Consider the following 21,290-nt stretch of genomic DNA (forward strand, 5'->3'; position numbering starts at 1 on the left):
CCTCTCGTGCTTGCCCCGTGTTGCGCGGGCGAACCCGATCCCAGAAGAATCACAGAGGCCTTCCGCGATGAACTATTTCGTCACTGGCGCCACCGGTTTCATCGGCAAATTCCTCCTCGAGCGGCTGTTGGCCAGGCCGGGCGCGCAGATCTACTGCCTCGTCCGGGAAGGCTCGCGCGAGAAGTTCGACGCCCTGGCCGAGCGCTTCGGTGACGAGGCGGAGGGCCGGCTGCACATGGTCGAAGGCGACGTGACCCGGCCGGGCCTGGTCTCCGACGCCGATCTCGCACGGCTGAAACAGGCCGGGATCGACCATCTCTTCCACCTCGCCGCCGTCTATGACATGGGCATGGACGACGAGACGGGCGACCGCATCAACAACGAGGGCACGCGCAACACTGTCCAATTCGCCGAGGCGCTGGGCGGCAAGGTGATCCTGCACCACGTCTCCTCCATCGCGGTGGCCGGCGACGGCTATGCCGGCGTCTTCACGGAAGACATGTTCGACGAGGGCCAGGACGTCTCCCACCCCTATTACCGGACCAAATTCCAGTCCGAGAAGATCGTGCGGGAAGAGTGCAAGGTGCCCTTCCGCATCTATCGCCCGGGCATCGTGGTGGGCGACAGCCGCACCGGCGAAATGGACAAGATCGACGGCCCTTACTACTTCTTCAAGACGATCCAGCGCCTGTCCCACGCCATTCCGAAGTGGCTGCCGCTGCTCGGCGTCGAAGGCGGGCGGATCGCCCTGGTGCCGGTGGATTATGTCGCCGCTGCCATGGACGCCATCGCGCACAAGCCCGGGCTGGACGGCAAGGCCTTCTTCCTGATCCAGTCCCCCTCGCCTTCCGTCGGCGAGTTGCTGCAGACCATGATGACGGCCGCCCACGGGCCGGAATTCGCCAGGCGCCTGGAGCTGCCCGTCGTCTCGCGTGTCGCGGGCGAGGTCACCAAGCGCTTCGGCAAGCTGATTCCGGACGGTATGAAGCGCCAGGTTTCCAAGGCGATCGGCATGCCCGTCTCCGTGCTGGGCCAGGCACTGAACCGCACCGTCTTCGACGACAAGCAGGCCCGTGCCGCCCTCGAAGGCACCGGCATCCGCTGCCCGGACCTGCGCGACTATGCCGACAAGCTTTGGCAATATTGGGAGACCAATCTCGACGTCGAGACCAACATCTCGCCCCGCCTGCTGAAGAAGCTCCAGGGCAAGGTCGTGATGGTCACCGGCGCCTCCTCCGGCATCGGCTTCGTCACCTCGAAGAAGCTGGCGGCGGCCGGTGCCAAGGTGATCCTGGTGGCGCGCACCCGGGAGAAGCCGGAAGCGACCCAGAAGGTGATCCAGAAGGCCGGGGGCGAAGCCTATGTCTACCCTTGCGACCTGAACGACCTCGAGGCGATCGATGCCCTGGCCGAGCGGGTGCTGGCCGATTTCGGCCATGTCGACGTGCTGATCAACAACGCCGGCCGCTCGATCCGCCGCGCCGTGTTCGAGAGCCTGGATCGGTTCCACGATTTCGAACGCACCATGCAGCTCAACTATTTCGGGCCGGTGCGCCTGATCATGAAGCTGCTGCCCTCCATGTCGGAGCGGAAGGACGGCCATATCATCAACATCTCGTCGATCGGCGTGCTCTCCAACATGCCGCGCTTCTCGGCCTATGTCGCTTCCAAGGCCGCGCTGGATGCCTTCAGCCGCTGCCTCTCGGCCGAGGTGAAGGCCAAGAATATCGAGATCACGGCGATCTACATGCCCCTCGTGCGCACGCCGATGATCGCACCGACCAAGCTCTATGACTATATCCCGACCTGGAGCCCGGAACGCGCCGCCAACACCGTGATCAAGGCGATCGCCGAACGGCCGAAGAGCATCGCCACCGGGGTCGGCACCGCGGCGGCGCTGTCCTATGCCGTGTGGCCCAAGCTGAACGACTATATCCTGTCTCAGGGCTTCCGCCTGTTCCCCTCTTCCGCCGCCGCCAAGGGGATGAAGGAAGGGGCGAAGCCATCGGTCGAACAGGTGGTGTTCTCCAATGTGTTCAAGGGCGGTCATTGGTAAGACCGCACGGCAAGCATCATGGCGTCATGTCGTTGAACACCCCGGGGGTTCCCACGAGTCAGCCCTTCGTGAAGCCGGCCTAAAGTCGAGGCAGCGAAGCCGCCAGCGGCGGCAACGCGCCGCTCACGCCGGAAAAGCGGTAGCGGCTGCTCGGGGCCGTGATGCGGGCGATGGAGGCCACCCGGTCGAAGGACCAGGTGCGCCGGCGCAAGACGATGCAGGGCTCCCCCGCCGGCATCTGCAACAGGCGGGCGAGGTCCGGCCCCGGCAGATCCGCCTCGAAGACCTGTTCCGCCGCCTGAAGGGGCCCGAGCGACATCAGGTGGTCGTAAGGCGTCACGCGGGTGAAATCCTGGTCGAGGAATTCCGGCGCGAAGGCGAGATTGGCGCAGCGATCCTCGTGCTGGACCGGCACGCCGTCGGCCAGGTGCAGCAACACGGCGCGGCCGTAGCGCTCGCCCGGGGCGAGGCCCATGGCCGCCGCGACTTCCGGTGCCGCTTCGGCGCCGAGATGGACCACCCGGCAGGCGTAGGCGCGGCCGCCGGCCCGGATCGCGGCCGCCACATTGCTGATCTCGAACAGCGCCTGTTCGGTCTTGGGCGTCGCCACGAAGGAGCCGACGCCCTGTAGCCTGGTGACCGCCCCCGCCTGTTCGAGCTCGCGGAGTGCCCGGTTGGCGGTCATGCGCGAAACGCCGAAGCGGCGGATCAGCTCGAGTTCCGAGGGAATCCGGTCGCCCGGGCGGAGCCGGCCGGCCGCAATTTCGCCGGCGACGAAATCCTTCAGGCGCTGGTAGTGCGGCAGCGGATCACTCATCGGCCCATCCCGGTCGAGCACTTGACATGACATGTATATACATGTTCCGATCCCTGACAAGTGCCGCCTTGCAAAGGAACTCCGCCGTGGCCCATGCCGAGATCACCCTGCCCGATGCCGCAACCGTTGGCTCCTTCGCCCGCGACGGTGCCGTGGTGCTGCGCGGCGTGTTCAAGGATTGGGTCGAGGAATTGCGGGAAGGCACCGCGGCCCTGATGGCAGCGCCGAGCCCGCTCGAACGCTCCTACCAGCCGAAGGACGGCAGCGCGCCCTTCTTCCAGGACCTGTGCAACTGGCAACGCATTCCGGAATACCGGCGCTTCGTCGAAACCTCGGGCGCCGGACGGGTCGCCGCCGCCCTGATGCAGTCGACGAGCGCCCGCTTCTTCCACGACCATATCCTGGTCAAGGAGCCGGGCAATTCGATCGTCACCCCCTGGCACCAGGACCTGCCCTATTATTGCGTCTCGGGCGAGCGCAGCGTTTCCATGTGGATCCCGCTCGACCCCGTGCCGCGGGAGATCACGCTCGAACTGGTCGCCGGCTCGCACCGCTGGGGCCGCAGCTACAAGCCGATGCGCTTCGACGGCACCGAACTCTATGCCGGCGATCCGGCGACGCCGATGCCGGACATCGACGGTAATCGGACCGATTACGATATCCTGGGCTGGGCGGTCGAGCCGGGCGATGCCGTCTGCTTCCATTTCGGCACCGTGCATGGCGCCCCGGCCAATCTCTCGACGCAGAACCGGCGCCGCGTCTTCTCCGCCCGCTGGGTCGGCGACGGTGCCGTCTTCATCGACCGCGGCGGCAAGGGCTCGCCCCCCTTCAAGCACCTGAGCCTGAAGACCGGCGACGCGCTGGACGGCCCGGATTTTCCGGATCTGGCGGCCTGATCGTCCAGCGCCTGCGCCCCACACCCGACCGTCATGCCCGGGCTCGTCCCGGGCATCCACGTCGAAAACGACAGCCCTAAATCGACATCGCCGGGCTCGACCCGGCGATCCAGGTCTCTCGGCCAAGCTCGGTGTTCTCGTGGATGGCCGTGTCAAGCACGGCCATGACGCCGGCGGGGTGAGTGTCACCAAACCATACGGCGGATCGGGGCCGGTCAGCCGCGCGCCGCCAGCAGGTTGTCGAGCCAGCGGGTGTCCATCTCGGGGACCGAGTCGAGCAGGGTCCGCGTGTAGTCGCGGCGCGGCGGGAACAGGACTTCGGCCTTGGTGCCACGGTCCACGACCCGGCCGTGGCGCATGACCACGACGTCGTCGGCGATCGCCTTCACCGTCGCCAACTCGTGGGTGATGAAGAGATAGGACAGCTTCATCTGGCGTTGCAGCCGCATCAGCAGCTTCAGGATGCCTTCCGCCACCAATTGGTCGAGGGCGGAGGTGACCTCGTCACAGATCACCACCTCGGGCTCGGCCGCGAGCGCCCGGGCGATGCCGATCCGCTGCTTCTGCCCGCCCGAAAGCTCGCCCGGATAGCGCCCGGCGAAATCCGCCGGCAGCTCGATCATCTCCAGCATCTCGGCGACCCGGGCCTTCACCGCGGCGGGCTCCAGCCCCAGGTAGAATTCCATCGGCCGGCCGATGATGTCGCCGATCTTCTGGCGCGGATTGAGCGCCGTGTCGGCCATTTGATAGATCATCTGGATGCGCTGGCGGTCTTCCCGGTTGCGTCCGGCGAGATCGGGCGAGAGCGGCCCGCCGTCGATCGTCACCTCGCCCGCGACGGGCGGCAGCAGGCCGGCGATGACACGGGCCAGGGTCGACTTGCCGGAACCGGATTCGCCCACCACGGCGACCGTGCGGCCCCGGTGCAGGTCGACGCTGACATCGTCGAGCACGGTGACGCCGCGGCCGTAAGCCGCCGTCACATTGCGGACCGAGAGCACGGGATCCAGTTTCGGCGCCGCTGCCGCCGGTTTTTCCAGATGGCGCACGGCCCAGAGCGAGCGGGTATAGGCTTCGCGGGGTTCGGCCATCATGGTCGCGGCCGGCGCTTCCTCGACCTCGCGGCCATATTGCAGGACCTTGATGCGGTCGGCCATCTGGGCCACGACGGCGAGATCGTGGGTGATATAGATCGCCGCCGTGTCGAACTGGCGGACCACGTCCTTGATCGAAGCCAGGACCTCGATCTGGGTCGTCACGTCGAGCGCCGTGGTGGGCTCGTCGAAGATGATCAGGTCGGGCCGGCAGGCCATGGCCATGGCGGTCATCGCCCGCTGCAACTGCCCGCCCGAGACCTGGTGGGGATAGCGATAGCCGATATGCTCCGGATCCGGCATCTGCATCCGGCGGTAGAGCGCCTTGGCATCCTCATAGGCCTGGGCCTTGGTGCGCACGCCGTGGCGGACCGGCGCCTCGGCATATTGGTCGATCAGGCGCTGAGCCGGGTTGAAGGCGGCCGCCGCACTCTGCGCCACATAGGCGATGCGGGCCCCGCGCAGGCGGCGCTTCGTGCCCTCGCCCGCGGTGGCGAGGTCGACGCCGTCGAAGCGGATGGAACCCCCGGCGATCCGGCAGCCCTCGCGGGCGTAACCCATGGCGGCGAGGCCGATGGTCGACTTGCCGGCGCCGGATTCGCCGATCAGGCCGAGGATCTCGCCCCGGTGCAGGTCGAGGTCGACGCCGTGGACGATCTCGTTCCAGGCGCCGCCGGCCGTGCGTGCTTCGATGCGGAGGTCGCGGATTTCGAGGAGGAGGCCGCCCTTGGTCATGCCCGTCCCCCGCTCGCCTTGCCCAGCACCCAGTCGACGATGAAATTGACCGCGATGGTCAGGATCGCGATGGCGAGGCCGGGCAGCACCGGCGTGATGTCGCCGAAGGTGATCAGCGTCGCATTGTCCCTGACCATGGAGCCCCAGTCGGCCGTCGGCGGCTGAATGCCGATGCCGAGGAAGGACAGGGCCGAAATGAACAGGAAGACGAAGCAGAAGCGGACGCCGAATTCCGCGATCAGCGGCGGCAGCACGTTGGGCAGCACCTCGCGCCGCACGATCCACCACAGCCCCTCGCCCCGAAGCCGCGCCGCCTCGACGAAATCGAGCACGACGACATTCATGGCGACGGACCGGGCGAGGCGGAACACCCGGGTCGAATCGAGCAGGGCCACGACGGCGATCAGCACCGGGACTGCCGTCCCGAAGATGGTGAGCAGCAGGAGCGCATAGATGAGCTGCGGGATCGCCATCAGGATGTCCACGAGCCAGCAGAGTGCCGTGTCGATCCAGCCGCCGCGCACCGCCGCGAACATGCCGAGCAGCCCGCCGGCCGAAAAGGACAGCAGCGAGATCAGCAAGGCGATGCCGACCGTGTTGCGCGCGCCGTAGATCAGGCGGCTGAACATGTCGCGGCCGATATTGTCGGTGCCGAGCAGGAAGGCACCGCCCCAGGGATCATATTGGCTGCTCACCACTTCGGATTCGCCGAAGGGCGCGATCCAATGGGCGAAGACGGCGACGAAGCCATAGGCGAAGACCACGGCCATGCCGAGCAGCGCCGTCGGCGGGATGCGGAGGATGCCGCGGAACAGGGGGATCATCGCCGCCTCAGCGCGGATGGAGCAGGCGCGGGTTGCTGACGATCGACAGCACGTCCGCGAGCAGGTTGAGCAGGATATAGGTCGCCGCGAAGATCATGCTGGCGACCTGGACCACCGGAAGATCTCGCTTCGAGACGGAATCGACCAGCAGTTGGCCGAGGCCCGGATAGACGAAGACGACCTCGACCAGAACGACGCCGACGATCAGATAGGCGATGTTGACCGCGATCACATTGATGATCGGGGCCAGCGCATTGGGCAGCGCGTGCTGCACGATGATGCGCCAGGGCGCTATCCCTTTGAGCCACGCCATCTCGATATAGGGCGTCGACAGCAGGTTGATGATGGCGGCCCTGGTCATCCGCATCATATGGGCCGTGGTCACCATGGTCAGGGTCACCGCCGGCAGCAGGCAGACATAGAGCCGCTCGCCGAAGGGCATGTCGGCCGAGACCTGCGCGAGGCTCGGAAACCAGCCGAGCTGAATCGCGAAGACCAGCACCAGGACATAGGCGACGAAGAATTCGGGAAAGGAGATGGCGCCCAGCGTGACGATGTTGATCACGCGGTCGAGCAGGCTGTTCCGATGGAGCGCCGCGACGATGCCGAGGCTGACCGCGAGCGGCACCGCGATCACCGCGGCATAGGCCGCCAGGAAGAAAGTGTTGAACAGGCGCCCGCCCAGGATGTCGGCGATGCGGATCTCGCCCGAGAGCGAGGTGCCGAGATCGCCCCGCAACATGCCGCCGAGCCAATGCAGGTAGCGGATATGGGCCGGCAGGTCGAGGCCGAGGCGGCTGCGCAGGGCCGCCACCGTCTCCGGCGTGCCGGACTGGCCGAGCACGGCGGCGGCGAAATCGCCCGGCAGCAGCTCGACCCCGAAGAAGATGACGAGCGAGACCATGAACAGGGTGATCAGCCCGATGCCGAGCCGCCGCGCCACCATGACGGTGAGCGGCGACAGGGTGAAGCCGCGGAAGCCCGCCGCGCGATCGCCCCTTGCACTCACGGCAGCATCTTCCCCGGGTTCATCAGGTTGTGCGGATCGAGGGCGGCCTTGATCGCGCGCATGGTGGCGACCGCGGGATCGCCCAATTCCTCGATCATGAATTTCCGCTTGCCGAGGCCGACGCCATGTTCGCCTGTGCAGGTGCCCTCCATGGCGATGGCGCGCGCCGCCAGGTCTTCGCTGATCCGCATCGCCTCCGCCGCCTCGCGAGGGTCGTCGGGATCGAACAGGATGTAGAGATGGAAATTGCCGTCGCCGACATGGCCGACAAGGGGCGCCGGCAGGGACGAGCGATCGAGATCCGCCTTGGTCGCGGTGATGCATTCGACGAGGCGCGAGATCGGCACGCAGACGTCGGTCGACATGCCACGCGCGCCCGGCTTCAGCAGTTTCGAGGAGGCAACCGCCATGTAGCGTGCGTGCCAGAGGGCGCGGCGCTCCTCCTCGTTGGCGGCCCAGCGGAAATCGCTGCCGCCGTTCGTCTGGGCCAGATCGCGCACGATCTCGATTTCGGCCGCGACACCCTTGGCGTTGCCGGCGAATTCGAGGAACAGCATCGGCTGCTCGGGGAAGGCGGTCTTGCAGTAGAGGTTGATCGCCTTGAGCTGAACCTCGTCGGCGACCTCGATGCGCGACATGGCGATGCCGCATTGCAGGATCTCGACCACCGTGCGCACCGCCCGCTCCATGTCCGGGAAGGAACAGGTGGCGGCCGAGACCTGCTCGGGAATGCCGGCGAGCTTCAGGTTGAGTTCGGTGATGATGCCGAGGGTGCCTTCGGCGCCGATGAAGAGACGGGTCAGGTCATAGCCGGCGGAGGATTTCTTGGCCCGCTGGCCCGTGCGCAGGATGGAGCCGTCCGGCAGCACGGCGCGGAGCGACAGCACCATGTCCTTCATCGTGCCATAGCGGACCGCATTGGTGCCGGAGGCGCGGGTCGAGGCCATGCCGCCGAAGGTCGCCTCCCCCGCCGGATCGACCGGGAAGAACAGGCCCTGGTCGCGGATGAAATCATTGAGCTCGACCCGCGTCACGCCGGGCTCGACCGTGCAGTCCATGTCGTCCGGACGGACGGCGATGATGCGCTTCATGCCCGAGAGATCGATCGAGACACCGCCCTGCACCGCCTGCACCTGGCCCTCGACCGACGTGCCGGCACCGAAGGCCACGATGGGCACGCGATGGGCGGCGCAGATCGAAACCGCATCCGCCACCTCCGCCTCGCTCGCGGCGAAGAAGACGGCGTCGGGCAATGCCGTCGGGTGCCAGGATTCGCCATGGCCGTGCTGGTCGCGGATCGCGGCGGCGGTGCTGACCCTGTCGCCGAACCGCGCGGACAATGCGGCGATCGCCGCCCGCCTGTCGCCCGTCATCCCGTCACCCGCCATTCCGTCACCCGTCGTCCTGCCGCAGCCCTCGACAGCGGCCGCGGGCGCGATCTTCGCACCCGCGGCACCCGCCGTTCAATCCCGGGCCGCCGCCCGGGGCACGGTCAAATCTTTGGCCAGGGCATTAGAATTGTAAATACATAAATCTGCGAAACACCCGCATGAATCCTCTGACAGCCCGTCACGATACGGTCGACAAGCGCTTTATTGTCCGTACAATGAAGCGGCAACGTGCAGCGTGAAGGATCGATGCCATGGCGCCCCCCACCCCGATGATCCGCGACGAGGTCTCCTCGCTGCCGGCCTATAATGCGGGGATGCACCCGGAGAAGCTGCGCCGCCAGCTCGGCCTCGACCGGATCGTGAAGCTGGACAGCAACGAGAGCCCCTTCGGCCCCTCGCCCACCGCGATCGCCGCGGTGACCGCTGCCGCTTCGGGCTTCGGCCGCTATCCCGACCGCGACGAATCGGCCCTGCGCGGCCTGATCGCGGCCGACCTCGGGGTCGATCCCGAAACCCTCGCCTTCGGCGACGGCTCGGAGGATCTGATCGGCATCCTCTATCGCATGGTGATGCGGCCGGGCGAATGCGCGGTCACCACGGTGCCGAGCTTCGGCCTGCATCAGATCTGGGCCGAGGTGCTGGGCGCCCACGCCCTGCTGCTGCCCTTCGAGAAGGATTGGCGCTTCCCCATCGAGGCGATCGAGCGGGCGCTGACCGATAATCCACGCGTGCTGATCCTGGCGAGCCCGTCCAACCCGGTGGGCGCCGTGATGACGGAAGCGGATGTCGACCGCGTGCTGGCCGCCTGCGGGCCGGACACGCTGCTGATCTTCGATGAAGCCTATGTCGAATTCGTCTCGCCCGCCGCCCGGGTCGACGTGCTCGCCAAGCTGCGCCGTCGCCGGGCGCCCTGGGTGGTGCTGCGGACCTTCTCGAAGGCTTATGGGCTGGCGGGGCTCCGCATCGGTTACGGCATCGCCCATGACGCCGGCTTCGTGCGCGATCTCTACAAGGTGCGGGCACCCTTCTCGGTCAATGCCGCGGCCCAGGCGGCGGCGGCGGCGGCCTATGCCGACGGCAAGCACCTGGACATGGTGACGAGCGCCATCCGCAAGCTCCGCGGGGAACTGGCGGCTGCCCTCCAAAAGCGCGGCCTCGCGGTGGCGCCGAGCGAAGGCAATTCCCTGTTCTTCGAGACGGGCCTGGACAGCCGCGCGGTGGCCGCCGGGCTTCGCGAGCGGGGCGTGCTGGTCAAGCCCTGGCTCGAACCCGGTTACACCAGCTTCGTCCGCGTCTCGATCGGCACGCGGCGCGACAACGAGGCTTTCCTGGCGGCCCTCGATGCTGTCCTGGCCGCGGCCTGAGGCCGCCTCAGAGGGCGTCCGGCGCCCTCGGCTCGGCCAAACTGGCCAGGATGGCGCCGGCCGGCACCAGGGCCGGGCGATAGCGGTTGACCACGATGCCGCCGGCCGGGAAGCGCAAGTCGAGCGGCGGGCGCAGCGGCTCGTCGAGGTCGAACAGCCGGCCAGCCAGCGCGCCGGCCACGACCGTCTCGCCCGCCTCGAACAGCGGCTCGAACAGACCGGCGCGGGGCGCCAGCAGGCGGCCCGCCGGCACGCTGTAGATGGTGCCCGGTGCCGCGACGTCGCCGTGCCAGACCCCGGCCCAATGCAGAATGCGGCGCAGACCGGCGACCGCCCGGCCGACCGAGGTGGGCGAAGCCAGGGCGCCACCACCGAATTCGCTCGACAGCAGGGAAACGCCCCGGGCCAGCACGGCGCCGTCGAAATCGCCGTAGTCGGCATCGGCCGGAATGGCATAGGTGACCGGGCAGCCGAGCCAGGCCGCCGCCTCGATCCCCTTCGCCCGCAGCACCGGATCCTCGGCCAGGCAGAGGAAGGCCTGATCGCAGTAGAGGCCGGTGGCACCGCCCGAATGGAGGTCGAGCACGAAATCGGCGAGCGGCACCAGATGGTCCAGGATGAAGCCGGCCAGTGCAGCAGTCGGCCCGCCGGCCGCACTGCCGGGAAAGGCCCGGTTCATGTTGGCGCCGTCGAGCGGCGAGCAGCGCATCGCCGCCCTGACCGCCGGGGCGTTCACCGCCGGCAGCAGGATGATGCGGCCGGTGAGTTCGCCGAGCGGCAATTCGTGCACCAGGCGGCGAAGCGCGATCTGCCCCTCGTATTCGTCGCCGTGTATGCCGGCGGTCAGCAGCACCGTGGGCCCCGCACCGTTCCGCAGCACGACGACCGGAACCGGGACCAGCGTCGCGGCATGGGCGTCGTCCGAATGATCGAGATAGAGATTGCCGGCGGAAACGCCGTCCCGCCCGAAGTCGAGGTCGCAAGAGACCGGACCATAGGAAATCATCTGCCGCCTGCTCCTCGATACATGCCCCGCGCGCCGCTTGATCCGGACGGGGCAACCATTCCATCCTGTCCGACGGCCGGATCACGCCCATGAAACCGATCGCCCCGAGCACCAACCGCGAGTCTGTGAAGAGCGACATGCCGAAAATGCCCAGCTTCGTCCTCGATGGCCAGGGCCCCCTGTTCAAACAGATCGGGCGCGCGGTGACCGAACAGATCCTCAAAGGCCGCTATAAGCAGGGCGAGAAACTGCCCTCGGAAGCGGAACTGACCGAGATCTTCAACACCTCGCGCCAGACCGTGAACAAGGCGATCACCGAACTCGCCAAGAGCGGCCTCGTCGAGCGCAACCGGCGCGCCGGCACCGTGGTCTCCTGGCAGTTCCAGGAGCGTTTCGTGCTGCCGCTCCGCGACATCTCGGACGAGATCGAAGAAGGCCGGCAGATCTACGAATACCGCATCCTGGAGCGCAAGGTGCTGCGGAACGGCAAGGGCGGCGTCACCTGGCCGGCCCTGGCGACCGATGCCCGCCTGCTCTACATCGAGGCGATCCACCTGGCGGACGGCCTGCCGGTCCAGCTCGAAACCCGCTACATCAATTTCGACGCCTTCCCGGAAGTGGAACACGAGAGTTTCCAGGACGTGCCGCCCAGCAAATGGCTGCTCGACAACATCCCCTGGTCCGAGGTCGAACATACGGTGCGCGCCACCAACGCCAGCGCCGACCTCGCCCACAAGCTGGGGGTCAAGGTCGGGGCCGCCCTGCTGGTGGTCGATCGCCAGACGTTCCACCGCGGCCAGCCCATCACGGTCGTCCATCTGACCTATCCGGGCGACCGCTTCTCGATCAAGGGCCGCTTCACCCTGGACCACCAGTCCAAGGATTGACGCGCAGGCATCACTCCCACCGTCATGCCCGGGCTCGTCCCGGGCATCCACGTCGGGACGTGCCACGGTCGTCGACGCAGGAGGCGGCGTAGCGGCGTGGATGGCCGGGACTTCGCCCGGCCATGACGACAGAGATTGGTGACCGGACGTCGTGAAACACCCGACGTCCCGCTGCCGAACAGATACCGAGCCCACCTATTCCGCCGCCTCCCCGGCGGCGCCGGGCGGCGTGTTTTCGGCCGCGATCATCTTGTCGAGCAGGCGGCGGAAGCGGAGCGGGCCGCCGTCGATGGCGAGGTCGATCGGCCGGTTACGCGCCTCGTCCAGCCCCTTCTGAACCGCGTTCAGGATCGCCTTGTCTTCGTCGAAGGCGGCCTTGATGCCCTTCGACATGAAGGCCGAAGTCTCGGCGCAATCGGGCTTCACATTGCGGAGCTGGAACCAGTAGTAACGCGTCTGGCGCTCGTTCACCGGCGTCATCAGGTTATAGGATTCCATGATGAAGGCATCGTCCGGCACCGGCTTGCCGCGGCCGCCTTTGCCGGCCGGGGTGAACAGCGCCTTGATCACCGCGAGGCTGGGGAAACGCACCTCGTAGTGCTGCAGCCGGTCGCAATTGCCGGCGAAGGGCACCAGCGGCTGGTAGAGCGGCGCCACCTCGACATCCGTCATCCAGCGCGAAACCGTGACGCCGTCGGCGGCGATGTCGATGTCGAGCGGGGTCTCCTCGCAGGCGGCCTGGGCGAAAGAGGTCTGATGCACCCAGGAGACATGGGAGGGGTCGAGCAGATTGTCGGTCACCAGGAGATAGTTGCAGTCGAGCTCCATGACCGGGCCTGTATTGTAACCCCAGGCGGGATCGCCCCAATGCTCGACCTTCAGGATCTTGTCGGGATCGGCCAGGGCGGGATCGCCCATCCAGATCCAGATCAGGTCGTAACGCTCCACGACCGGGTAGGAGCGGATATGGGCCTTGGCCGGGATCAACGACTGGCCCGGCACGCGGACGCAGGTGCCGGCGCAATCGAAGGTCAGGCCGTGATAGCCGCATTCGACCTGGTCGCCCTTCAGCCGGCCCATGGAGAGCGGCAGCTTGCGGTGCGGGCAGGCGTCTTCCAGCGCCGCCGGGGCGCCCGCCTCGGTCCGGTAGATCACGATCTTCTCGCCCATGATCTCGATCCGGCGAAGCTCCCGCGTCACCTCGGGACCCGAGGCGGCGACATACCAAGTGTGATTGCGGAGATACATGGGGAACCTCGCGAGGGAAGCGGCGATCAGCTTTCGGAATTCATCATTGCTAATGATTGGGCCGCAGAAAATGGAGAAATCCTGTGATATCACCTTAGATAAACTAAAATGAGTTCACCATGGCCCGCCGCCTGCCTCCGCTCCGCTCCCTCGAGACTTTCGAGGCGATCTGCCGCCTGGGCGGGGTCGCCCGCGCGGCCGAGGAACTGGGCGTCTCGCCCGGTGCCGTGAGCCAGCAGCTCCGCCTGCTCGAGGATCATCTCGGCCGCCCGCTGTTCCGCCGCGCCGGTCGCCGGCTCGAACCGGCCGAAGCCGGCAAGGCCTATTTCGAAATGGTGTTCGAGGGTTTCGAGCGCCTGCGCGACGCTCAGAAATTATTCGACCGCGACGGCGAGATCGTCGGCCTGTCGGTCAGCGCCCTGCCCTCCCTGATGCTGAAATGGCTGGCGCCCCGGGTCTATGGCTGGCAGCAGTCGCGCGCCTTCGTCGATCTCCGCTTGGAGGGCAACCACCGGGAGGACGGGCTCGAAGCCGGCAGCGTCGATTTCCGCCTGACCTATGGCCCGCGCGTCACCCTGCACCGTCATTCGGCCGAGCTTTTCGTCGACCGGGTGGTGCCGGTCGCAGCCCCTGCGCTCGCCGCCGGGCCACTGACGCCGGAAGCGATCGCCTGCCTGCCCCTGATCCATATCGACTGGCGGCCCGATCACCAGAACGGGCCGACCTGGGCCGAATGGTTCCGCGCCGCCGGCCTCCGGCAGGCACCGGCACCGGCGGAACGGCTCTATTCCCTCTCCAGCGTGGCGCTCGATGCCGCGGCGGCGGGTGAAGGCATCGCTCTCGGCCAGCATAGTTTCGTCGCCGACGACCTGGCGAGCGGCCGGCTCGTCGCCCTGTCGGATATTTCGCTGGCCCTGCCCGTGCCCTATTTCGTCGCCTGGAACGATGCCACCATCGCCAAGCCAGGGGCGCGCGACTTCCTCGACTGGCTGCTCAGGACCGCCGCCGACTTCCGATAATGACACGACATAAAGATGCCATATCGGCGTGTCGATCCACGATCTCGTGACATCACGCCATTTTATGTCTGTACAAAATAAGCCATCTGCGCGAGGCTTCGGGAAATGAATTCGCCGGCCCGGCCCGGCGCCTTCCGGAGGCCCTCGACATGTCCGCCATCACCCTGAAGCCCGGTGCCGTCAGCCTGGACGAGCTGCGCCGGATCTACCGGGGCGAGAGCACCGCCGTGCTCGACCGCGCCATGCGGCCGGCGATCGAGGCGGCCGCCCGCGTGGTCGCCGCGGCGGCGGACGGCCCGGCGGTCTACGGCGTGAACACCGGTTTCGGCAAGCTGGCGAGCACCAGGATCGCGCCCGAACAAACGGCGACGCTCCAGCGCAACCTGATCCTGTCCCACTCCTCCGGCGTCGGCACGCCTTTGCCCGAGGGCATCGTGCGCCTGGTCATGGCGCTGAAGCTGACCTCGCTCGGTCGCGGGGCCTCGGGCGTGCGCTTCGTCCTGATCGAACTTCTCGAAGCGATGCTGACGCGGGGCGTGCTGCCGGTCATACCGGGCCAGGGCTCGGTCGGCGCCAGCGGCGATCTCGCCCCCCTCGCCCATATGACCGCGGTGATGATCGGCGAAGGCGAAGCCTTCTTCGAGGGCCGGCGCCTGCCCGGCGCCGAGGCGCTGGCCGCCGCCGGCCTCGCCCCCGTCGTGCTCGGCCCCAAGGAAGGCCTCGCCATGATCAACGGCACCCAGGTCTCGACCGCCATGGCGCTGGCCGGGCTGTTCGACGCCTGGGTGCTGGCCACCACGGCCCTGGTCACCGGGGCGCTCAGCGTCGATGCCGCCATGGCCTCGATGGCGCCGTTCCGGCCGGAAATCCATGCGCTGCGCGGCCACCGGGGCCAGATCGACGCCGGCGCCACGCTCTATGCCCTGGTCTCGACCTCCGGCATCTGCGTCTCCCATCAGACCGGGGACAGCCGGGTGCAGGACCCCTATTGCATGCGCTGCCAGCCCCAGGTGACCGGCGCCTGCATCGACCTCTTGCGCCAGGTCGCCGTCACCTTGCAGGTCGAAGCCAATGCGGTGACCGACAACCCCCTCGTGTTGACGGCCGACGGTTCGATCGTCTCGGGCGGGAATTTCCATGCCGAGCCGGTGGCCTTCGCGGCCGACCAGACCGCGCTCGCCATCGCCGAAGTGGGCGCCATCGCGCAGCGCCGCGTCGCCACGCTGGTCGACCCCGCGCTGAACTTCGGTCTGCCCGCCTTCCTGAGTCCCCGGCCCGGGGTCAATTCCGGCTTCATGATCGCCGAAGTGACCACCGCCGCCCTGATGTCCGAGAACAAGCAGCGCGCCGCCCCCTGTTCGGTCGACTCGACACCGACCAGCGCCAATCAGGAAGACCATGTCTCCATGGCCGCCCATGGCGCCCGCCGGCTGATGGAGATGAACGCCAATCTCTCGGTCATCCTGGGCATCGAGGCGCTGACCGGGGCGCAGGGCATCGAGCTTCGCGCGCCCCTGCAGACCTCCACGCCCTTGGCCGCCGTGGTCGCCGCGATCCGCGCCGTGGTGCCGAGCCTGGGCGACGACCGCTTCATGGCCCCGGACCTCGAAGCCGCGGCCGCCCTGGTCCGTTCCGGCGGTTTGCTCGATGCCGCCGCGGGCGTAACCTTCCCTACCCTGTCCTGAGTTCTGGAAAGGTCCGGTTCCGATGTCCGACGCCGCCGCCATCCGCCGCTCGCTCGATCCCTATCTGGCCGCCGGCACCGGCATGGCCCACGCCATGCCCGGCCCCTTCTATACCGATCCCGCCTTCCTCGAGGTCGAGAAGGAAGCGATCTTCCGGCGGGAATGGGTCTGCCTCGGCCATGCCGGCGAAATCGCCAATCCGGGCGACTATTTCACCACCGAACTGGTGGGCGAGCCCCTGCTCGTGGTGCGCGGACGGGACGGCGCCGTGCGCGTGCTCTCCAACGTGTGCCGGCACCGGGGCAATATCGTCGCCCAAGGCAAGGGCAATGCCCGCCTGTTCTCCTGCGCCTATCACGCCTGGGGTTACAAGGACGACGGCGCCCTGGTGGCGGCGCCCCTGATGGACAAGGTGGCGGGCTTCGACAAGGCGGACTGCGGCCTGATCCCGTTCCGGACCGAGCTCTGGCAGAATTTCGTCTTCGTCAATCTGGACGGCAAGGCGTCACCGCTCGCCCCCCGGCTCGAAGGATTGCTGCCCCATATCGAGCCCTTCCAGCACCAGGACCGCATCTCGGTCTTCACGGCGGACGACGTCTGGGCGACCAACTGGAAATGCCTGGTCGAGAATTTCATGGAGGGTTATCACCTCTCGGCGACGCATCTGCGCACGCTGCATCCGATCACGCCGACCGCGCTTTGCCGCAAGCTGCCCGGCACGGTCGATTACACGGCCTACGAATCCCATTATTCGCCCGAGACGCCGGAACGGACGCCCTATCATCCGAATCTGCCGGCCGAATACCGGCGCCATTCGACGCTGTTCTGCGTCTTCCCCTCCTTCGTCGTCTCCTATGCCTCGCACTTCACGCTCTATATGTGCATCCGGCCGAAGGGCGTCGGCGAAGTCGCGATCCATTGGGGTGTGGCGGGTTACGTCGACAGCGCCGAAGCGCCCGAAGTGGCGCCCTATGTCGCGCTGTGCAACGCCTTCAACGCGGAAGACAAGGAAAAGCTGGAGACGCTGATCCAGGGGCTGCGCTCGGCCGCCTATGTGCCGGGTCCGCTCGGCCCCGACGACGTCGAAGGCACGATCGCCGATTTCTACCGCTTCATGGCGGACCGGCTGGCGCGCTGACCGCGCCAGCCTTCCGTCTTCAGCCCGCCGCCTTCATGGTTTCGCGGGCATAGCGGCTCGCCGGCCGCTTCAGGCCGAGATGCTCGCGGAGCGTCCTGCCCTCGTAAGCGGTGCGATAGAGGCCGCGGCGCTGCAGTTCCGGCACCACCCGGGCGACGAAGCTTTCGAGCCCGCCGGGCAGGGTCGGGAAGATCATCATGAAGCCGTCGCAAGCGCCGGCCTCGAACCATTCCTGCATGGTGTCGGCAACATCGGCCGCCGTGCCCAGCACGCGCTTGTTACCTCGCTCGTAACGCTGCCAGAGCTGGCGCAGGGTCAGCTTCTGGTTCTTGATCATGTCGACGATCTGCTCGAAATAGCGGGTGTGCAGATTGGCGGATTGCGGAATGCGGTCGAGCGGGATCGGCTGGTCCGGATCGAGGTCCGAGACATCGGCCTCGAGGTCGGAAGCGACGCGGACCTTGCCGACCAGCGGGTGGATCAGTTCCTGGAGCTGGCGGTATTTGTCCTCCGCCTCCCATTTGCTCTCGCCGATCGTCGGGGTGAAGCCGGCGAGCACGCGGATGTCGGCCGGCGTGCGGCCGAATTTGGCGGTACGCCCCTTAACGTCGTCGCAATAGGCCTTGGCGTCGGCCAGTTCGTCGTCCGAATTGAACACCACTTCCGCCGTCTCGGCCGCCAGTTCCTTGCCGGCATTGGAGGCGCCGGCCTGGATGATCACCGGCTGGCCCTGCGGGCAGCGGGCGATGTTCAGGGCCGAATGCATCTTGAAGAATTCGCCCTGGTGGTCGAGCACATGGAACTTGGCGGGATCGAAATAGACGCCCCTCTCGCGGTCGTAGACGATCGCATCGTCGTCATAGGTGTCCCACAGCGCCTTCACCACCTCGACGAATTCCTTCGCCCTGGCATAGCGCTTGGCATGGGGCGGCAGCTTGTCCTCCCCGAAGTTGCGGGCGGCGTAATTGTTGCCCGAAGTGACGACGTTCCAGGCCCCGCGCCCATGGCTGATGTGATCGAGCGAAGCATAGAGGCGGGCGATGTTATAGGGTTCGTAGAAGCTGGTCGAAGCGGTGCCGCCGAGGCCGATCCGGCTGGTCACGCCGGCGAGCGCGGTCAGCAGGGTGATCGGCTCGAAGCAGTTCATATAGGGGGTGTAGCGGCTCCAGGCGTCGAGATTGTCGGTCCGGGCGGCCGGCGTGTCGGCGACGAAGAAGAGGTCGAACAGGCCCTTTTCCGCAAGCCGCGCCATGTCGGCGAAATAGGAAATATCGTTCGAACAGTCGGTCGGGCCGCCGGCCGCGATCCAGCTCGCGGGATGCAGGCCGTTACCCTGCGCCAGGAGTGCCAGCGCCATCCGCTTGCGCGCAGCCATCGCTTGTGTTCCTTCAAAGGTTACAATGGGAGACAAGAAAATGGGGAAGGGCGATTGCCGCCGCCCTTCCCCCGAAAGTCACCGAAACGCCAGCCGGCGCCTCAGGAAGCGAACCACCAGCGTTCCGCGAAGCGGCCGCCGTCCATCGAGAAGTCGGAGGCGAGCTCGCCGTGCTCGACCTTGGACGAGGTCGCGTCGACGAAATTGGCCACCACCGGGCTGACGCAGCCGCCCGTCTCGGAGATCAGGGTCTGCATGTCGTAGTAGAGCTGACGGCGCTTCGCGACGTCGAACTCGGTCCGCGCGGCGATCAGCATCTGGTCCAGCTTCGGATCGGACATGTGGGTTTCGTTCCAGCCGGCGGCGATGCCGTCGGTCGAATAGGCGAGCGAGATCATCGCGTCTTCGTTGGCGCGGCCCGACCAGCGCGCGGCGCAGAACGGCTTCTTGAACCAGATGTCGTTCCAATAGCCGTCTTCCGGCGTCTTGGTCACCTTGATGTCGATGCCGGCCTTGGCCGCCTGCTCGCGGTAGAGAACGGCCGCGTCGGTGGCGCCTGCGAAGGGGGTTTCCGAGACGAAGAGTTCGACCGAGAGCTTGTCGTGGCCGGCCTTCTTCAGGTGGAACTTGGCCTTGTCCGGGTCATAGGCCTTGGGCTTCAGGTCCGGGTTGTAGAACTGATAGGACGGCGTGATCGGCTGGTCGTTACCGACCGAGGCGAAGCCGCCGGCGATCACCTTCACCATCTCCTCGCGGTTGACGGCGTATTTCATCGCCGTGCGCACGTCGATATTGGTGAAGGGGTCGGCATCCATCAGCATCGGGAAGGTGTAGTGCGACTTGCCGGCGACCGAGATCAGCTTCACCTTCTCGTTCCGCTTCAGCAGGTTGGCCGTCTTGAGATCGACGAAGTTACAAGCGTCGATCGAGCCGGAGACCAGTGCCGCGGTGCGTGCCGCCGCATCCTTGATGCAGATCATCTCGACCGAGTCGAAATGGGCGCGGTCGGCCTTCCAATAGTTGGGATTGCGCTTGACCACCGACTTCACGCCGGGCTCGAAGCTCTCGAGGATATAGCCGCCGGTACCGATGCCCTTGGCGAAATCCTTTTCGTCCTTCTGCACCATGCCCAGCGTCTCGAGGGTCATGATGTCGGGGAAGCCGACGTTGCCGTCCTTGAGGACGATGGTCAGCTCGTATTTGCCGGTCGCCTTGACGTCGGTGACCGGCTTCAGGATCGGCGCCGCCGAGGAAGTGGTGCCTTCGACCCGGTGGCGGTTGATCGAATAGACCGCGTCTTCGGCATCGAATTCCTTGCCGTTGTGGAACATGACGCCCTGGCGCAGCTTGAAGGTCCAGGTCTTGGCATCGGCCGAGCCTTCCCAGCTCTCCGCCAGTTCGGGCACCAGCACGCCGCCCGGGCCGAATTCGATCAGGTTGTTGCGGAGCTGGCGGAACAGGAAGAGCTGGAAATAGGTCTCATACATCGCGGGGTCGAGCGAATCCGTCGCGGCGAAATCGCCGACGCCGACCTTCAACGTGCCGCCCTTCTTCGGCGTCGCCGCAAGAAGGCGGCGCGGCATCAGCCCGACCAGCCCGGCCGCTGCCGCCGAACCGATGAGAAATTCGCGACGCCCTATGCCATTGGAAAACGCCATCTCGGCCTCCTCGTCGTGCCATCCCGGCCCCGGCCCCCGCGGGGTTGCCATCCGGATCGGCCGAAATCGTCCCACATCCCGGCGATTTGTAAAGACATAAAGGAGGAAAATTGATCAGCCTTTCGGCAATCCCGACGGGAGCGCCGGGGCGCTGCCGAAAATTCAGGCAGAAAGCCGCGGAAATCGGCGCCAGGCAAAACCCGTCCGGGATGCACGCCAGAAATCGACGCAACACTAATGTTCAGACATGAGTGAAGAGCGCCCGGGAAGGCGCATCAGCGGCGACCCGCACCAGCGTCACCGCCGCAAGAATGCCATTGCCCGCGAGGCTTAGCCACCCCTCGCCGCCCTCGGGCGCCAACAGGGCGTCGCGCGGGCCGAGGGGCCGCCCCTCGACCGAGACGGCACCTTCGAGGCCGACGAGTATCAGCACAGCCCGCCGCTCGATCCTCACCTGACCGTCGACGGGAAGGATGTCGATGGATGCAAGCCAGCGCCCGCGCCGAGTCATGACGTTGAGATCGTCGATCGGCCCGCCGTGGAGCCGTGCCGCAATTGCCCAGTCGCCCGGGAATTCCGCCTTGGCATAGGCGCGGTCCAGCACGAAACGCCCCTGCCCCGCCGCCTCCAGGGTGATACCCGGCCCCGCCATCAGGGTCAGGATACGGTCGAAGCCCGGCAAGGCGGAAAAGGGGCCGTCGCCTTCGACCCGCGCCATGCTGATGCGCCAGTCGAAATCGCGGGCGGATACGCTGGCGCCGGGCGGGAAGATCGCCACTTCCGCCGTGCTGCCGCCGCCGTTCGCCCAGGGCATGACCCGGTGGCCGGCGGCGGGCAGATAGAGGAGATCGCCCGCCACCGCCACGGCCTCAGTTGCCCAGGATGCCGGGCAGGCGCAGGCCCTTTTCGCGAGCACAGTCGAGGGCGATGTCATAGCCGGCGTCGGCATGGCGCATCACGCCGGTGGCCGGATCGTTCCACAGCACGCGGGCGATCCTGGCATCCGCCTCGGCCGTACCGTCGCAGCAGATGACCATGCCGGAATGCTGGCTGAAACCCATGCCGACTCCGCCGCCGTGATGGAGCGA

General features: G+C 67.0%; 17 protein-coding genes and 1 pseudogene. 7 read left to right on the plus strand and 11 right to left on the minus strand.

Features of this window, described 5'->3' with window-relative positions:
• The first annotated feature begins 67 nt into the window (after positions 1-67).
• Positions 68-2,056: an SDR family oxidoreductase gene (locus WC493_RS10675; protein ID WP_373065395.1), complete on the plus strand. Its 1,989-nt coding sequence runs from the start codon at positions 68-70 to the stop codon at positions 2,054-2,056.
• Between the two features lie 79 nt (positions 2,057-2,135).
• Here WC493_RS10675 and WC493_RS10680 read toward each other — a convergent pair whose 3' ends face one another.
• Positions 2,136-2,873: a UTRA domain-containing protein gene (locus tag WC493_RS10680; RefSeq protein ID WP_373065397.1), complete on the minus strand. Its 738-nt coding sequence runs from the start codon at positions 2,871-2,873 to the stop codon at positions 2,136-2,138.
• An 86-nt stretch (positions 2,874-2,959) separates the two neighbouring features.
• Here WC493_RS10680 and WC493_RS10685 point away from each other — a divergent pair, with 86 nt between their 5' ends.
• Positions 2,960-3,769, plus strand: coding sequence for a phytanoyl-CoA dioxygenase family protein (locus tag WC493_RS10685; RefSeq protein WP_373065399.1), 810 nt, complete (start codon positions 2,960-2,962; stop codon positions 3,767-3,769).
• 215 nt (positions 3,770-3,984) lie between these two features.
• Here the strand turns inward: WC493_RS10685 and WC493_RS10690 are convergent, their stop codons facing one another.
• The 4 genes from WC493_RS10690 to WC493_RS10705 are packed head-to-tail and all read right to left on the minus strand — an operon-like array spanning position 3,985 to position 8,819.
• A complete protein-coding gene (locus WC493_RS10690; protein ID WP_373065401.1) occupies positions 3,985-5,598 on the minus strand; it encodes an ABC transporter ATP-binding protein in 1,614 nt (537 codons plus the stop codon).
• Entirely contained in the window at positions 5,595-6,422 is an 828-nt protein-coding gene (locus WC493_RS10695) for an ABC transporter permease (RefSeq protein WP_373065403.1), read from the minus strand. Before WC493_RS10695 ends, WC493_RS10690 begins: the two co-directional genes overlap by 4 nt.
• Positions 6,423-6,429: 7 nt before the next feature.
• A complete protein-coding gene (locus tag WC493_RS10700) occupies positions 6,430-7,431 on the minus strand; it encodes an ABC transporter permease (RefSeq protein WP_373065405.1) in 1,002 nt (333 codons plus the stop codon).
• Positions 7,428-8,819 carry an FAD-binding oxidoreductase gene (locus tag WC493_RS10705; protein ID WP_373065408.1) on the minus strand — a complete coding sequence of 464 codons (1,392 nt, stop codon included), beginning with the start codon at positions 8,817-8,819 and terminating at the stop codon, positions 7,428-7,430. Before WC493_RS10705 ends, WC493_RS10700 begins: the two co-directional genes overlap by 4 nt.
• A 254-nt stretch (positions 8,820-9,073) precedes the next feature.
• Between WC493_RS10705 and WC493_RS10710 the strand changes: the two genes are divergently transcribed.
• Positions 9,074-10,186, plus strand: a complete 1,113-nt coding sequence (locus tag WC493_RS10710) for an aminotransferase class I/II-fold pyridoxal phosphate-dependent enzyme (RefSeq protein WP_373065410.1) — start codon at positions 9,074-9,076, stop codon at positions 10,184-10,186.
• Positions 10,187-10,193: 7 nt separating this feature from the next.
• On the opposite strand, the gene WC493_RS10715 is transcribed toward WC493_RS10710, so the two are convergent.
• Entirely contained in the window at positions 10,194-11,192 is a 999-nt protein-coding gene (locus tag WC493_RS10715) for a succinylglutamate desuccinylase/aspartoacylase family protein (RefSeq protein WP_373065412.1), read from the minus strand.
• A gap of 89 nt (positions 11,193-11,281) precedes the next feature.
• Between WC493_RS10715 and WC493_RS10720 the strand changes: the two genes are divergently transcribed.
• On the plus strand, positions 11,282-12,079 hold the full coding sequence (locus WC493_RS10720) for a GntR family transcriptional regulator (RefSeq protein ID WP_373065414.1): 798 nt from the start codon (positions 11,282-11,284) through the stop codon (positions 12,077-12,079).
• Between the two features lie 195 nt (positions 12,080-12,274).
• Here WC493_RS10720 and WC493_RS10725 read toward each other — a convergent pair whose 3' ends face one another.
• The gene (locus WC493_RS10725) at positions 12,275-13,327 is read right to left on the minus strand and encodes a Rieske 2Fe-2S domain-containing protein (protein ID WP_373065416.1); all 1,053 of its coding nucleotides are present in this window, start codon (positions 13,325-13,327) and stop codon (positions 12,275-12,277) included.
• 119 nt (positions 13,328-13,446) lie between these two features.
• Here WC493_RS10725 and WC493_RS10730 point away from each other — a divergent pair, with 119 nt between their 5' ends.
• From WC493_RS10730 to WC493_RS10740, 3 genes are all read left to right on the plus strand, one after another.
• Positions 13,447-14,346 carry a LysR substrate-binding domain-containing protein gene (locus WC493_RS10730; RefSeq protein ID WP_373065418.1) on the plus strand — a complete coding sequence of 300 codons (900 nt, stop codon included), beginning with the start codon at positions 13,447-13,449 and terminating at the stop codon, positions 14,344-14,346.
• 149 nt (positions 14,347-14,495) lie between these two features.
• Positions 14,496-16,031, plus strand: a complete 1,536-nt coding sequence (gene hutH / locus WC493_RS10735) for a histidine ammonia-lyase (RefSeq protein WP_373065420.1) — start codon at positions 14,496-14,498, stop codon at positions 16,029-16,031.
• 22 nt (positions 16,032-16,053) lie between these two features.
• Complete coding sequence (locus WC493_RS10740; protein WP_373065422.1) at positions 16,054-17,169, plus strand: aromatic ring-hydroxylating dioxygenase subunit alpha; 1,116 nt, start codon at positions 16,054-16,056, stop codon at positions 17,167-17,169.
• 19 nt (positions 17,170-17,188) lie between these two features.
• Here WC493_RS10740 and WC493_RS10745 read toward each other — a convergent pair whose 3' ends face one another.
• The 4 genes and pseudogenes from WC493_RS10745 to WC493_RS10760 all read right to left on the minus strand — a co-directional run.
• The gene (locus WC493_RS10745; RefSeq protein ID WP_373065424.1) at positions 17,189-18,544 is read right to left on the minus strand and encodes an LLM class flavin-dependent oxidoreductase; all 1,356 of its coding nucleotides are present in this window, start codon (positions 18,542-18,544) and stop codon (positions 17,189-17,191) included.
• Positions 18,545-18,645: 101 nt separating this feature from the next.
• On the minus strand, positions 18,646-20,202 hold the full coding sequence (locus tag WC493_RS10750) for an ABC transporter substrate-binding protein (protein WP_373065426.1): 1,557 nt from the start codon (positions 20,200-20,202) through the stop codon (positions 18,646-18,648).
• 241 nt (positions 20,203-20,443) lie between these two features.
• Positions 20,444-21,061 carry a HutD family protein gene (locus WC493_RS10755; protein ID WP_373065428.1) on the minus strand — a complete coding sequence of 206 codons (618 nt, stop codon included), beginning with the start codon at positions 21,059-21,061 and terminating at the stop codon, positions 20,444-20,446.
• Positions 21,062-21,071: 10 nt separating this feature from the next.
• Positions 21,072-21,290 (minus strand): annotated as a pseudogene (locus tag WC493_RS10760) (urocanate hydratase); the annotation flags it as partial.

Source organism: Zavarzinia sp. (assembly GCF_041650655.1).
Taxonomy (GTDB): domain Bacteria; phylum Pseudomonadota; class Alphaproteobacteria; order Zavarziniales; family Zavarziniaceae; genus Zavarzinia.